The sequence below is a fragment of the Pedobacter sp. A2324 genome (assembly GCF_059693705.1).
The window spans coordinates 314472-329412 of sequence record NZ_JCASSK010000004.1 but is presented as its reverse complement, the minus strand read 5'-3'; the positions used below and the strand labels follow the sequence as shown (position 1 = coordinate 329412).

The 14941-nt window shown below is 39.6% G+C and carries 15 protein-coding genes; 4 read left to right on the top strand and 11 right to left on the bottom strand.

Going from position 1 to position 14941, the window contains the following annotated elements; genetic code table 11:
- Positions 1-9 precede the first annotated feature (9 nt).
- The 3 genes from AC570I_RS14030 to AC570I_RS14020 all read right to left on the bottom strand — a co-directional run bounded on the left by AC570I_RS14030 (position 10) and on the right by AC570I_RS14020 (position 3739).
- The gene (locus tag AC570I_RS14030; protein ID WP_047799291.1) at positions 10-282 is read right to left on the bottom strand and encodes a hypothetical protein; all 273 of its coding nucleotides are present in this window, start codon (positions 280-282) and stop codon (positions 10-12) included.
- Positions 283-402: 120 nt separating this feature from the next.
- Positions 403-1053, bottom strand: coding sequence for an outer membrane lipoprotein periplasmic chaperone LolA1 (lolA1, locus tag AC570I_RS14025; protein ID WP_497405914.1), 651 nt, complete (start codon positions 1051-1053; stop codon positions 403-405).
- Between the two features lie 58 nt (positions 1054-1111).
- Positions 1112-3739: an FtsK/SpoIIIE family DNA translocase gene (locus AC570I_RS14020; protein ID WP_497405913.1), complete on the bottom strand. Its 2628-nt coding sequence runs from the start codon at positions 3737-3739 to the stop codon at positions 1112-1114.
- Positions 3740-4140: 401 nt separating this feature from the next.
- Here AC570I_RS14020 and AC570I_RS14015 point away from each other — a divergent pair, with 401 nt between their 5' ends.
- The gene (locus tag AC570I_RS14015) at positions 4141-4794 is read left to right on the top strand and encodes an ankyrin repeat domain-containing protein (protein ID WP_047799294.1); all 654 of its coding nucleotides are present in this window, start codon (positions 4141-4143) and stop codon (positions 4792-4794) included.
- A gap of 3 nt (positions 4795-4797) precedes the next feature.
- Here AC570I_RS14015 and AC570I_RS14010 read toward each other — a convergent pair whose 3' ends face one another.
- The 5 genes from AC570I_RS14010 to pyrF form a co-directional block, all read right to left on the bottom strand.
- A complete protein-coding gene (locus tag AC570I_RS14010; protein ID WP_047799560.1) occupies positions 4798-5016 on the bottom strand; it encodes a PspC domain-containing protein in 219 nt (72 codons plus the stop codon).
- A 115-nt stretch (positions 5017-5131) separates the two neighbouring features.
- Positions 5132-5353 carry a hypothetical protein gene (locus AC570I_RS14005; protein ID WP_156166729.1) on the bottom strand — a complete coding sequence of 74 codons (222 nt, stop codon included), beginning with the start codon at positions 5351-5353 and terminating at the stop codon, positions 5132-5134.
- Between the two features lie 25 nt (positions 5354-5378).
- The gene (locus tag AC570I_RS14000) at positions 5379-6662 is read right to left on the bottom strand and encodes a DUF2851 family protein (RefSeq protein ID WP_497405912.1); all 1284 of its coding nucleotides are present in this window, start codon (positions 6660-6662) and stop codon (positions 5379-5381) included.
- Between the two features lie 97 nt (positions 6663-6759).
- A complete protein-coding gene (locus tag AC570I_RS13995) occupies positions 6760-7662 on the bottom strand; it encodes a DMT family transporter (protein WP_497405911.1) in 903 nt (300 codons plus the stop codon).
- A gap of 83 nt (positions 7663-7745) precedes the next feature.
- On the bottom strand, positions 7746-8576 hold the full coding sequence (gene pyrF, locus AC570I_RS13990) for an orotidine-5'-phosphate decarboxylase (RefSeq protein ID WP_047799298.1): 831 nt from the start codon (positions 8574-8576) through the stop codon (positions 7746-7748).
- Positions 8577-8998: 422 nt separating this feature from the next.
- Between pyrF and rho the strand changes: the two genes are divergently transcribed.
- Together rho and pssA are read left to right on the top strand one after the other, a co-directional pair.
- Positions 8999-10702 carry a transcription termination factor Rho gene (rho, locus tag AC570I_RS13985; protein WP_497405910.1) on the top strand — a complete coding sequence of 568 codons (1704 nt, stop codon included), beginning with the start codon at positions 8999-9001 and terminating at the stop codon, positions 10700-10702.
- A gap of 75 nt (positions 10703-10777) precedes the next feature.
- Entirely contained in the window at positions 10778-11467 is a 690-nt protein-coding gene (gene pssA, locus AC570I_RS13980; protein WP_497405909.1) for a CDP-diacylglycerol--serine O-phosphatidyltransferase, read from the top strand.
- A gap of 39 nt (positions 11468-11506) precedes the next feature.
- On the opposite strand, the gene AC570I_RS13975 is transcribed toward pssA, so the two are convergent.
- Both AC570I_RS13975 and folK read right to left on the bottom strand, forming a co-directional pair.
- Positions 11507-11809, bottom strand: coding sequence for an Hpt domain-containing protein (locus tag AC570I_RS13975; protein WP_497405908.1), 303 nt, complete (start codon positions 11807-11809; stop codon positions 11507-11509).
- A 92-nt stretch (positions 11810-11901) separates the two neighbouring features.
- Positions 11902-12408 (bottom strand): 2-amino-4-hydroxy-6-hydroxymethyldihydropteridine diphosphokinase, encoded by a 507-nt coding sequence (gene folK / locus AC570I_RS13970; RefSeq protein ID WP_497405907.1) that lies wholly within the window; start codon positions 12406-12408, stop codon positions 11902-11904.
- Positions 12409-12446: 38 nt separating this feature from the next.
- Here folK and sppA point away from each other — a divergent pair, with 38 nt between their 5' ends.
- Entirely contained in the window at positions 12447-14213 is a 1767-nt protein-coding gene (gene sppA / locus AC570I_RS13965; protein WP_497405906.1) for a signal peptide peptidase SppA, read from the top strand.
- 64 nt (positions 14214-14277) lie between these two features.
- On the opposite strand, the gene AC570I_RS13960 is transcribed toward sppA, so the two are convergent.
- Positions 14278-14904: a hypothetical protein gene (locus AC570I_RS13960; RefSeq protein WP_497405905.1), complete on the bottom strand. Its 627-nt coding sequence runs from the start codon at positions 14902-14904 to the stop codon at positions 14278-14280.
- Positions 14905-14941: the final 37 nt, after the last annotated feature.

Sequence of the window (14941 nt, the reverse complement as noted above, 5' to 3'; positions counted from 1 at the left end):
CTGTGTGCATTAAAATAATTCCGTTTGCTGTAGTGAATGGTAAAACTGACGTTGCTTTTCATCCAAAAGATTTTCGTCAGCGTTGGTTTGTTTAACCAGTGTAACCAGCGCAGCTATTTTGCCTTCAAGGTTAGAAAATTTGTTAACCACAATAACTTTGTTATGCTCCAGCAGGCAAGATCCTGTTTTAAAATTCCCTTTCTCATAACGTACCTTATAACCCATCGCAAAAAGCAACAGTTCGAGTTTTTCTAAAGTATGGTTTGTTAGTGGCAATGACATTGGAACAAACTTAGAGAAATATGAGCAGCATTCATAAAGACAGCGACGAAAAGATATAAAAAAAGGTTCAGGTAACGATACCTGAACCTTTTAATCTCATTCCGAAAAAGGAAAAGAATATTATCTTAAATCAACAACCTCAACACCAGGATATTTTTTGGCATCAAAAGCAAAAGTAGTTTCAGGAACGTTCACGTTAGATGAAAAGGTTTTCACATTATAAGTGTATTTATTTCCGTTTTTATCAAACAAAACTACGTTTGCAATTTGCTTGGCTGTTTTGTCTATACTTAATCTCACTTTAAAGATCGATTTTTTTGCATCTACGGGCGTAAGATCGATCATTTGATATGTTTTGCCACCCACTTTCTCGTCACCAGTGTAGATGTATTTAAAGCCTTTTTCATAAACAGTAAAGATTTTGGCCGGATTAATTGCATCACTATTAGGGTCGATGCTGCTCACCTGAACTTCTTTATCTTTTTTTAGGTAGGTCCACTGGCTTTTACCATCACTAAATAACTCCTGGTTAGTCATTGCAACTTTATATTTGTTGGAATTTGCCTTCACATACAGTGTACCCTGCTGAGTCTCTTTCACTTTGGCTTTCGGATTATCTAAAGTAAAGGTAAAATCAGTCTTTACGATATTATAGGATTTGTATTTTTTACTTACCTCTGCCAAAATAGCTTTAGCCTTCGCATCGGTTTGAGCATAAGCTGAGGTAGCAAAGGCAACCACAACCATTAATGCCGAAATTAGTTTTTTCATCTTGTATATTTAATTTTTTGTTGAAACGTTAGAGCAGATTAATTAGTATTGGTTTAATCTAATCTTTGTCATCCATACCGTTCAAGAATTGTTCCAAAGAATATTCATCGGGATATAAAACTTCTCTGGCCTTACTTCCTTCAAAAGGGCCTACAATGCCCGCAGCCTCCAGCTGATCAATAATACGCCCGGCACGGTTATAACCAAGTTTCAGCTTACGTTGTATAAGTGAAGTAGAACCTTGCTGGTGCATTACGATGAGGCGTGCAGCATCTTCAAAAAACTTATCGCGTTCATTAGGATCAAAATCAGCTTTGCTTCCCTCTCCTGCTTCATCGATATATTCTGGAAGCTGATAAGCATCCGCATAACCGCGCTGATTACCGATAAATTCGGAAATCCTGTCTACCTCTGGTGTATCGACAAACGCACACTGTAGCCTGATTAAGTCGCTTCCCGTAGACAAAAGCATATCTCCCCGTCCAATCAGCTGATCCGCACCACCACTATCAAGAATGGTCCGTGAATCAATTTTAGATAGTACCCTGAAGGCTAACCTTGCAGGGAAGTTGGCTTTGATTGTTCCTGTAATAATATTCACCGAAGGACGCTGGGTAGCCAGAACCAAATGGATACCAATAGCACGTGCCAGCTGTGCCAATCGGGCAATTGGCGCCTCCACCTCTTTGCCGGCAGTCATCATCAGATCCGCAAACTCATCTACCACCAGTACAATAAAAGGTAAAAACCTGTGACCGTTGTTCGGATTAAGTTTACGCTTGATGAATTTATCATTGTACTCCTTTAAATTCCTTACCTGAGCATCTTTTAATAAATCATACCGTTGATCCATTTCAATACACAAAGAGTTCAAAGTATTGACAACTTTTTTGGTGTCGGTAATAATTGCATCAGCTTCTCCCGGTAGTTTGGCCAGAAAATGGCGCTCTATTCTGTTGAACAGGGTTAACTCCACTTTTTTCGGATCTACCAGTACAAACTTTAACTGGGCGGGGTGCTTTTTAAACAGTAACGATACCAGAATAGAATTGATACCAACCGATTTACCCTGGCCTGTAGCACCTGCTACCAGTAAGTGGGGCATTTTGGCCAAATCGGCAATGAAAACCTCATTGCTGATAGTTTTACCCAAGGCAATCGGTAAATCCATCGTATTGCTGGTCCATTTTTCTGTATTTAAAATACTGCGCATTGGCACCATTTCCGGATGCTGATTAGGCACCTCAATACCTATAGTACCTTTTCCTGGCATTGGCGCAATAATACGAATCCCCAACGCCGCCAGTGAAAGTGCAATATCGTCTTCCAGGTTTTTGATTTTTGAAATCCTTACTCCGGGTGCAGGGATAATTTCGTAAAGGGTAACGGTGGGACCTATCGTTGCTTTAATCTTATCGATTTCGATATTGTAGTGATTAAGCGTTTCTACAATTTTATTTTTATTGGCCTCCAGTTCCTCTGCATTTACAGAAATTTTATTGGTACCGTAATTTTCAAGTAAATCAATTGTAGGATATTTATAACCGGATAAATCCAGTTTTTCATCGTAATTACCAAACTGTTCAACCAGATCATCAGATTTTTTCTCTTCTTCGGTTTTCTCGATCGTAAAATCAGGTTCCCGCTCTTCTTCTATTGCAGGCTCAACAGTCAGTGGCATCGAAGCCGCTACGGCAGCTGCAACTGGTATGGATGCCGGAGGAGTGGGTAAAGGTAAATTAGTAGCCAACGGAGATAAAACCACAGGAGCAATGACGTCATCCTCAGGTTCTTCTCGATCTTCGAATCTGCCAGGCTTGAGCACCACGTTTTGTTGTTTACGATCGTTATTTAAATTGGGCTTATCCCTAACCGGAAATTCTATAGATTCGGAAGGTTCTTCCACTTCCTTATTACGCGCAAATTTCTCCCTCACTTCATTTACGTAATCCGGCGTATCATTATCAAGATAAACTTCTTTTTCCTTACGCTCTGGTAGCTTGAAGTCGATATTATAGGCAATGATAAGGATGGTTAAACCTGCAAACGCGATTAAGCCAGCAACGCCTGCAGCACCTACCTGTGCAGCTAATAATCTATTGCTCCAAAAGCCAAACTCTCCTTCAACATAATGCGGCGATTCTGACCAGAAGCTATGGGCAAATCCTAATGTTAATGAAATAAATAATAAAAAGAAAAAGCTATATCCTAGTGTTTTTGATATGGAAAGAATTTTAACTTTAAAAAGAAGGCGGTAGCCAATAATAAAAAATGCCAGCACAAATAAGAAAGAGGCAATTCCAAACCACTCGTAAATAAACTGGTGAGACAACAGCGCTCCAAATTTCCCTAACCAGTTTTGAACAACAGGAATAATTACCCCAGAATTTTTTAATTCTTCCGCGGTTTTGAAAAGATTACCCCAGCCCCCGTTGGCATCAATAACATAACTTTGATCATCCTGCCACGTGAACAAATAAGAGGTAAAGGCAATTAAAAAATAAAGAGAAAGGATAACAAAAAATAAACCCACTATTTTTACTGCACGCCCATCCTGCAAGTCAAAATTTGGCAGGAATTCCCTTTTCTCTTTAGGCTGGCGACTAGAAGACGACCTCCCGGATGCATTTTCGGCACCTTTTTCTTTGAACGTATTGGTTTTAAACTGGTTTCCCCTTATCGCCATTTTCTGTACTGAAATTAATATTTAACAAATATAAAAGATATAGTTTTATTAGTACCATAAATAATATATTCCACGGATATTAAACCTTAATGAAGAAAATCAGTCTATTTAGATACAACACACAAGTTGTACGTTTTGTCAAATGAAACGGATTTTGTTTTAGGTTTATCCCGTTTTATCCTGCGAGAGGATAAAACGGGATTCTTGTTCAAACAGGGTCACTGATTCATTGATGATGATTACTTGCCAATTGTTAATCCATCCGAAAATGGCATTTATACCAAACACCTCAAATCCTACCTTTAATTTTTCACCCCGAACATCTCAATTATTTACGTTTTTCTTCGCTTTGTTAATTTTTTATTAATTTAAATCTTTCATTTGAAGAAAAAACTTGATATATGAGTATAACCCAACTCGAAGAGTACATTGAAACAGGTAATTTACAAGCAGTAAAAGCAATCTTGGTTCAAAACCCGCGGTTAGCCAATACAAATACATCACACAACATATCACCGTTGCTTTTAGCGTGTTATTATAAGAAACAGGCTATTGCTGACGTGATTGCCGAATTTACTGATGATTTAACATTATTTGAAGCTTGTGCAGTTGGCAAATTTGATGCGGCTACCCTGCTCATATTTCAGAAACCAGATAGCCTGAATGAATTTTCGGAAGATGGTTTTACTCCTCTTGGGTTGGCTTGTTACTTTGGTCACGAAGACCTTGCGAGGTTTCTGGTACTAAAAGGCGCCGACGTAAACCTGGCCTCAAAAAATGGCTTTAATGTGTTCCCTATTCATTCAGCTGTAGCAGCAAACAACATCAATATTACTAAGATGTTATTAGATGCGGGCGCCTACCCTAATGTTTGCCAGAAGGCGGGCCTTGCTCCGCTACACAGCGCCGCGCAACTCGGAAATATCGAACTGATTATACTACTGCTCGAGCATGGTGCAGAAGTTGGCCTGCGCATGGAAGGTGGAAAATTACCTGCAGATCTGGCAGCAGAAAAAGGCTATAATGAAATCGCAGAAATTTTGCGGGAAGATTAAATGTTACTCCCAGATCCTCGACCTCATCCGCTTCATATAAGTCCTGATATCCAGCACAACTGCGGCGAGAAAATAAAATAATATAGGAAAACCTACTGCCAAAAATGACGAATAGATAAAAAAGAGGCGAACTTTTGCGGTACTCATATTTAACTTATTAGCCAAATACGTAGATACGCCAAAGCTCTGTTGCTCAAAATAAGTTATAATTCTCTGAAACATTTTAAGCTTATTAAATTTCACTAAAAAACAAAACTATCGGAAGCAAAATAACTGGTTATTTATAATAACTAATTTAGCAATATTATTTGAGTAAAACGTGCAAAGAGATAAGAAATTATTCTAAAATCAATTTTTCAAAATCTTGCCTGTCCTCATGTTTAATGAACAAAATCTGTTGCTCTTCTAAACCTGTGTATTTCCTCTTCAGTTCATTTTTGAACTTCTCAATGTCTACACCTGCGTTCAGAATTACAGTCAATGCATCTGCATTTCCTCGTACTTCGATAATTTTATCAGGGTAATGTTCTTTAAGTTCGTGTGGGAATTCCATATTCATCAAACCGATTAGAGGTTAGAAAGTTTTACGCTTGCTTCAATATTTTAATACCAATCCCGCAAGACATGCATTTCTTGTTGTCGCAAAAGTATTTTTTAAGCTGCAAAATTCCCTGAGAAGCAAATGCGTGTTCAATTTTAACACCTGCTTCTGCAAATTTATCGGTAATTGCATTGTGTTCGGCCGGGAGACTTTCCAGGAGTATTATTGCCCTGGCAACATAGCGATCCGTTCCGGTGTGCTTACCATAAGCGAATAAAAACAACGCAACTGTATTCAACAATAGATTGTCGACTGAGGCTTTACCAATCTGTATCCCTACCCGTGCTGTTTCTTTCCTGAAATGATAGTGCGTAAGCCAATATTCATTTACAGGCAACAACTCAAATAAGGCACGCAGTTCAGTCACGTCCTCCATCTCCATCACTTTCGAAAAAAGATGGTTTGCTTTAATAATCAGTGCTGCGAACTGAGCGAGGCGAAGGGAGGGAAAATTCTGCGGACGCATCCTTAAAAATTTCCACATGGAAACTTCAATAGGCTTTATACCGTATTTGTTTTGCAAAAAACGAAATTCACATTTCAAACGCTTAGGATATTCGTCCTCATAATCATTCTCCAAAAATCCAGATGTACCAAAAACCAGTGCCTCAATCTGCATTGGGCTATTTTTATGTTTACCTAAAATTTGTTGCGGCAGTGCTTTTGCAAAAAGCTCGAAAGGAACTGCGTTTACTTTGAAGCCAAAATTACGGGCTAAAAACCTGTAAAATGTTTCATCCCAGTTTCCGTTCAATGCCGCCACAGTTTCCATTACAGCGGCTGTTTTGTTCTCAAAGCGCTCGATTAAGGTACGCGACAAAAACGAATTGATCACCAGTTGATCTACATTTTTGATCTGTGCAATGCAAGGAAAATCAGTAAGGTTTAGAAAAAGACTTTCATATCTTGAAATAAGCGAAGCATCGATCAGGTATTTTAATTCCAGAACAGGCAAAACTGTCCCGTCCATCCGTTTGATCACAACGTCATTCTCGTACACCACATGAAGAATGACATTCTCATAGGCAAAATCGCTTTGATGGTTGTGCTTTAGCCAATCTGACGATTTGATATGAATTTCAACATTCCCGGCCCAAAGCGTATTGCCAATCTGAACCTTGGCATGGCCAAAATCAGGACCTGCATTCCGATTCAACAAACCCTGGTAAATGATGTTCAGCGACTCTCCGGCACATGTTTGTAAATCCCGGTTGTTGAACGACCTGAACTGCCATACATAATGAAGAAAGTCTTCCGTAAAATCCATTACTGAAGATAAAAATTATTCCCATTAGTTTTAAAAAAAAATCTATTACCAGCTTGGAATAGTGGTTGAAGAAAGGGCAATCAACGATATATCTGATTTATGCGATTTGAGATTTCTTTTTATAATTGGTGATAAAAACACCTGCAATAATCAAAACCGTTGCTACAATTAAATCCATATCAACGTGTTCATCGAGGATGAGCCAACCCAAAAATATAGCAATAACCGTATTGAAGTAAGTCAGAATTGACACCTCTGATGCCGATACCTTTTTCAATGCATAATGATAACAGAAATAGCCCAGAACTGAACCAAAAATGGCGAGGTAAACTGCAGCAAAAATGCTTGATGTTTTCCAGGATGCCACATCGGCATTTCCGGAAAAGATTAACGCAAGTCCAAACTGCACAATTGCAGAAAATACAAACTGATAGAACAGATTTAAAAATATGTATTGAGGCTTTCCGCTGTGTTTTTTTGAATAAATGGTACCAATGGTCCACCCTGAAACTGCCACAACCAAAGATAAAATACCATTGCGGTAATTAGGCTCTAACAGATCGTTGATACCGTCCCTGAATATAAAAACTATCCCAAGAAAGCCAATGAATACGCCGATAAACCCTTTTAAACTTGATTTTTGAATTCCAAGGAATACACATCCTAAAAATACCATCAAGGGTGAGGTGGCATTGATTAGCGATGTTAAACCGCTTGGAATGGTTTTCTCTGCTACCGTGGTCATGCCGTTGGCAACAACAACCATTAGCAGCGACAGTAAAACCTGTCTTTTAAAGGCAGGCCACCCGATCCATTTTAATTCTTTTTGCTTAATCAAAATAATCAGAATGATTATTGAAGCAATGGTTTGGCGTATGGCGGTAACATACCATGCTGGAATGCTTTCGACGGCCACCCGAATGCCCAGGTAAGTTGTTCCCCAAATCAGCGCAACACCGGTTAAGGCAAGTATAAGTTTTAGGTCTATTTTGGGTTTCATATTCGGGAGGATTAAAACCAGCTTAGCTGACAAGGTATCTCATCCTAAAGAGCCCGCCCTTTAAGATCAGATTTGCATAAAATTTATAAAAGTCCTGCCGCTGACAATATCGTTTCCATTTCTTTCTGCAGCTTCAATGCCTCTTCTCTTGCCTTTTCGGCAAAGTCTTCACCTTTACCCGCATAAATAATTCCTCGGGAGGAGTTGATCAATAATCCGCATTGGGCATTAAGTCCGTATTTACAAACCTCCTGCAAGTCGCCTCCCTGTGCACCTACGCCAGGTACAAGCAAAAAATGATCAGGGGCAAGTTTACGCACATCAGCGAAAGCCGCCCCGCGGGTGGCGCCTACCACGTACATCATTTGCTCATTGGTAGCCCACTGTTGTGATGTTTTTAACACCTTTTCAAAAAGTTTGTCACCTTCTATTTCCTGTAACTGGAAGTCAGCGTGGCCGGTGTTGGAAGTAAGCGCTAAAAGAATTACCCATTTATCATTAAAAGTTAAAAATGGAGTGACCGAATCGCTGCCCATGTACGGCGCAACGGTTACTGAATCGAAGCTCATTTCAGATGATTTTTCGTTGAAAAAAGTTTCAGCATACATGGCCGAAGTGTTTCCAATATCTCCACGCTTGGCATCGGCAATAGAAAAGGTATCCTGTGGAATATATTTCCAGGTTTCAATCAATGTTTCCCAACCCTTTTTCCCGTAACACTCATAAAATGCAGTGTTCGGTTTATACGCCACACACAAATCTTTTGTTGCATCAATAATTTGTTTATTGAATTCCAAAATCGGATTTTCGTACTTCAACAGGTGCTGAGGGATTTTATCAAGCGATGAATCTAGTCCAACACATAAAAAAGAACGTTTTTTTTGAATCTGCTCGAAAAGTTGTTGTTTGGTCATATAACGGCTTATTTGCTGCAAATATGAGGTTTTTAAAGTTTTTTGAACGAGTAAATTATCCTCACTCGAATTATTTTTATAAACAATTTAAACTTTTTCTTGCGGATTACGTTTCAAATACATACAATTGCAACATAATTTCTCAACCGTTTATCTGAATATCCCAGAAAAATTTTATCAAGACTTGTTTTTTGTTACCATTTTTTAAAACGATTTTATCGTTTTCATTCAGCACGTAAACAATTATGAAACCATTTTGAGTACACGAATTAACAAACTCAGCTAGTTTTATAAACCTAAAGATTTTATAGACAACGAAACCGCAGAGCCTACACCAACACAAATATTTTAGGTCTATGCATTTATGGCAGGAAATATCCGCCATAGCAAATGAAAAATTTCTTGAAACATATATATTTAGAATGTTTAGCAAAACAGAATTAAATGATAAGCTTACTCCAGAGTTACGCGAGCTAGCAAAAAACTATGGCATCGAGGGTGCCGACTCCCTAAGAAAAATAGACCTTGTTGAAGTACTTTTGCACCAGCAGGAAATTATAAGTGCTGCCGGTGCCGGAGCAGGTGCCGATCCCTATTCGGATGCTACGCCAACTGAAACGGAAGCAGCACCAATAGCAAAAACAAAATCTGTTAAGGCCGACAAAACCCAGAAAGTTGCAGCCGCTGCTACAGACGAAAAGCCTGTAAAAAAACGAGCCAGACTTACTAAAAGCGATTCGCCTGCCCCAGTGGAAAGAAAAGGCGACTCGATTACATTGTTCGACGAGCCACACCGCCAGCCGGAACGGGTTGTTGAACAGGAAGAAGTAAGCAGCAAACCAATTTCAGCACTGATCGAGGAATCGGCAGAAGTTTTGCCTCCCGCTCCGAAACAAAAACCTGAGCAAAAAGAAAAACAGGATAAAGCGCCCCGTGAGGATAACCGCCAGCAAAAACAACCCGGAGGTGGCAATCATCATAAAACTGAAAACAGCTACTCTAACCTTGATTTTGACAATGTAATCACCAACGAGGGTGTTTTAGAGATCATGCCCGATGGATATGGTTTCCTTCGCTCGGCAGATTATAACTACCTGACCTCCCCGGATGATATTTACGTATCTCAATCTCAGATTAAACTTTTTGGTTTAAAAACAGGCGATACTGTAAAAGGAAGTATCCGTCCTCCGAAAGAAGGTGAAAAATATTTCCCACTGGTTCGTGTTGAAACAATCAATGGCAGAATCCCTGCAGAAGTTCGCGACCGTGTTCCTTTTGATTACCTGACACCACTTTTCCCAACTGAAAAATTAAACCTGTTTACGGACAACAGTAACTACTCTACCCGTATCATGGATTTGTTTACACCAATTGGTAAAGGACAACGTGGTTTGATTGTGGCACAACCTAAAACGGGTAAAACCAACCTGCTTAAAGAAGTTGCCAATGCAATCGCTAAAAACCATCCTGAGGTTTATCTGATTATCCTGTTAATCGACGAGCGTCCGGAAGAGGTTACTGATATGGCCCGTAGTGTAAGAGCAGAGGTAATTGCCTCTACTTTCGATGAGCCGGCAGAACGTCACGTTAAAATTGCCAACATTGTGCTGGAGAAATCTAAGCGTTTAGTGGAAAGCGGACATGATGTGGTTATCCTGCTGGATTCAATTACCCGTTTAGCAAGGGCTTACAATACTACTGCTCCTGCATCAGGTAAGATATTATCTGGTGGTGTGGATGCGAATGCATTACATAAACCGAAACGTTTCTTCGGAGCGGCACGTAACATTGAAAATGGTGGCTCGTTAACCATATTGGCGACAGCATTAACCGACACCGGTTCTAAAATGGATGAGGTAATTTTCGAAGAATTTAAAGGTACAGGTAACATGGAGTTACAATTAGACCGTAAATTATCGAACAAACGTATCTTCCCTGCTATTGACATTACTGCTTCGAGCACACGCCGTGACGACTTATTATTGGATAGAGATATTTTACAACGTGTTTGGATCTTACGCAATCACCTTGCGGATATGAACAGTCAGGAAGCCATGGAATTCGTACAAGCTCAAATAAAAGGTACAAAGAGCAACGAAGAATTCTTAATTTCGATGAACAGTTAATATTATGTAGAATGGAAGATGGGAATAGAAAGTTTTTCTTCTGTCCCCATCTTCCATATTCGATCTTCCGTTTTTATGAAAAAGCATCTTCCTAACGCAATTACCTGTGCAAACCTGTTTTCTGGTTGCATCGGAATCGTTCTTGCATTTAAAGGTGAACTACAAGCCGCAGCCTACTTTGTAATCCTTTCGGGGATTTTTGATTTTTTCGACGGAATGGTAGCCCGCCTGCTGAACGTAAAATCGGCAATAGGAAAAGATCTCGACTCCCTTGCCGATATGGTAAGTTTCGGTTTTTTGCCAGGGGTACTGATGTTCCAGCTAATGAAGTCAAGTGATTATTCATCAACATTCCTACCCTATCTAGGATTTGTAATTACCATTTTTTCAGCTTTAAGATTAGCCAAGTTTAATAACGATTCCAGACAATCGGAAGACTTCATCGGTTTGAATACGCCTATGAATACTTTATTTATCAGCTCATTGTCGTTCATTGCAGATGATTATCCACAGATTGTCAGTTCTTCGTTATTACTCCTCGCCATCACGGCCATAACAAGCTTTTTGCTGATCAGTGAGATCAGGATTTTCTCCTTAAAATTTTCAAACCTGAGCTGGGAGAAAAATAAAATTAAATTTATCTTTTTAATCCTATCGGCCATTTTAATTGCTGTGCTAAAATTTGTGGCTGTGCCTTTTATTCTGGTAATCTACATTTGCTTTTCATTTTTACATTTCAGAGGAAGCAAAATACCTGCTGAATAGTAAAGGAAACTCACGACAAAAGATCTCTGTAAAACAATTTTAAAGCATTTTCGACTGCATCTCGGTTTTCGCCACCTCAAGCTGGATGTAAATCCCGTTCAGCAGTTTTTTGAGCCGCTCAACATCTGCGGGAATCTGTTCTATGGCAAGCTGGTGTCGTGCATTGTCTTCAATGGCACTTACAAAATCCTTTACATCATTTCTTCCGATATAGCTAAATGTGGGCTTAATTTTATGGGCGCCATTACTCAACTTAATCCAGTTACCAACCAGCAAGGCTTGTTCAAGCTCCGCCAAATAAATGGGAGTTTGCTCCATAAATGTGTCGAAAACTTCAATCATAAAAGCTGGATTGTGACCAACCATTTCTGTGAGATATGATAAATCTAAGGGATGATTATCATAGTTATCCTGCATATTACAAATCTAATCAATTACAATTTGTTAACGTCTAACTGGTCAGATATATTTTCGCTAATCTCCAAAATAGTTTTGCCCAATACCGGATGTACAATATCTGGTGCAATTTCCGCAAGGGGCATCATCACAAACTTACGGCTCTGCATATGAGGGTGCGGAACCTGGAGTTTATCAGCAATATCAATAACTTCGTTTCCAAATAAAATCAGATCGATATCAATTAGCCTTTCGCCCCACTTATCCTTTCTCACCCGTCCCAAAACTTGTTCTATTTCCAAAGCTTTCTCTAAAACCTGAATGGCACTGAGCCGTGTTTTAACTGCCACAGCCTGATTAAGAAAAGAGGGCTGATCGGTTTTGCCCCAGGCAGCGGTTTCGTAACGGGAAGAAAGCACCTCAATTTCCCCGATACCTTTTCCGATCAAATCTATCGCCTGGTCCAGATTTCCTTCTCTATTACCTAAATTTCCTCCCAGTAACAAATAAGCAATTGTGGACTCTAAATCCGTATTAAGCATCATGTATTTTTATATCTTTACTGCACAAAATTAACATTTAAATGAAAGATTTCTTCAAGTATCTATTTGCGTCCATGCTGGGTTTTTTCCTGTCTACGGTAATTATTTTCATTATCATTTTCGTAATCATTGTTGGAGCAATTTCTTCGATCGACAACGACAAAACCACAACGGTTTCAAACAACTCGGTACTGTTTTTAAACCTTGACCAGGCCGTGACTGAACGTACACCCAAAAACCCTTTTGGCAACCTGCCAATTGTTGGTGGCGATGAGAAAGAAGGAATTGGTTTGAATGATTTGTTAAAAGCCATCAAAAGGGCAAAAACAGATGATAACATCAAATGTATTTACCTGAATGTAAGCAGTCCGAATGCAGGCTTTGCCACCATGCGCGAAGTGCGAAATGCACTTATAGATTTCAAAAAATCGCACAAAAAAATTATCGCTTATAGCGAAGTATATACTCAGGGTGCTTATTATTTAGCTTCTGCTGCGGATAAAATTTACTTAAACCCGGAAGGTGCTTTAGAATTTAAAGGTTTTAGTTCTGAACTTACATTCTTTAAAGGCACGCTGGAAAAGGTGGGTGTTGAAATGCAGGTGATTCGTGTGGGAAATTACAAAAGCGCTGTAGAGCCCTTTATTTTAGACAAAATGAGCGATTATAACCGTAAACAGGTAACCGCTTATGTGGGTGGATTATACAATACCTTCTTAACGGATATCGCACAGAGCAGAAGCATAGAAAAAGATAGCTTAAATAAAATTGCTGATGATTATAGGGTACAACAGCCTCAGGATGCAGTAAATTTCAAAATGATCGACGCATTGAAATATAAAGACCAGATTATAGAAGAACTGAAAGGATTATCCGGAACAACAAGGGGTGAGAATATCCGTTCGGTTTCAATCAATGATTATGCAAAGAACAATACCGATACAGGTTCGGGGAAAGATAAAGTGGCCGTAATATATGCCAATGGCGAAATTAACGGAGGTGAAGGGAACGACAACCAGATCGGTTCTGAACGCATTTCCAGAGCCATCAGAAAAGCGCGTTTAGATGAAGATATCAAAGCCGTTGTGCTTCGCGTGAATTCACCAGGTGGTAGTGCGCTGGCATCAGACGTGATCTGGAGAGAAATTGTATTGACCAGGAAAGAAAAACCGGTTATTGCATCCTTTGGTGATGTTGCCGCATCAGGCGGGTATTACATTGGCTGCGCAGCTGACAGTATTTTTGTTCAACCGAATACCATTACGGGTTCCATTGGGGTATTTGGCATTATTCCAAATTTCCAGAACCTGATGACCAATAAACTTGGAATTACTTTCGACGGTGTGAAGACTGGTAAATACGCAGATATTATGGCCACCAACCGCCCAATGACAGCAGGCGAAAGGTTCATCATTCAAAACCAGTTAAACAGGGTTTATGATGGATTCATCACCAGGGTAGCAAACGGAAGAAAGAAAACCAAAGCCTATATTGATAGCATTGGAGGCGGACACGTTTGGATTGGCACTGATGCTGTTCAAATTGGTCTGGCAGACAGAATCGGAAGCTTTAATGACGCAATTAAATCAGCCGCTAAAAAAGCAAAACTTAAGGAATATAAAGTAGTTGAATATCCTGATGTAGTTGATCCTTTGAAATCATTAATGGATGAAGGTACAGACCGTATTAAAACCTTCTACACCAAACAGGAACTAGGAGATAATTATATGCTCTATCAACAAATGAAGAAAGTGATGGCCAGCTCAGGGATTCAGGCAAGAATGCCATTTGAAGCCATAATTAAATAATTTGAGATGAAAGATGTGAGATGATGCCATACAGGCGCACCATCTCACATCTTCCAATTGAACCCTATTCCACACTCTTCCATTCAGGGTGTAGTGTGAGATAGGATGCGTTCACAGACTGATTCATTGGATGAACGGTTAAGGCAATACTCTTTCCTTTCAAAAACTCAAAACCAATTCCATCCTGTTTGGCATCATAAACGGTCACTGTGTCATTATTCTGATTTAAATAAACCGATAGTTTTTCCATTCCCGGAAACTTCAGCTTTGTATCAGCCTCCGATTGCCCCGTAGTAAATCCATCCTGGGTTTTAAACTTTCCCGATGTGATCCGCACCTGCTTTACATCTTTGATTCGCATGGTGGTATCTTTATAAGAAGAGTACACAGCAATTTCGTCTCTCATACCACCGGTAGAATCGTTGCTGTACCAGATGCCCCAGGCCTTACCCATAGCAGCATCGCCCGCATCCGGTTTACCTAAAATCTTTCCTACGCTTTCCACATCCTCCCCTAAAGAAATCTCACCCACGGAGCGCCCCGGAACTATTAAAAACCTTTCATCGACTATTTTGCCCGGACCCGATTCAATGCTGGCAATCGAATCCTGTTTATGCTCAGCATTTTTACCAGACTGACAGGCAGTAAAAATCGCGCATACACTCAGCAGGAAAGTTTTTATCAATTTCATAATTGCAGAACAACACTTTAGCAAATTCTGTTTGAAA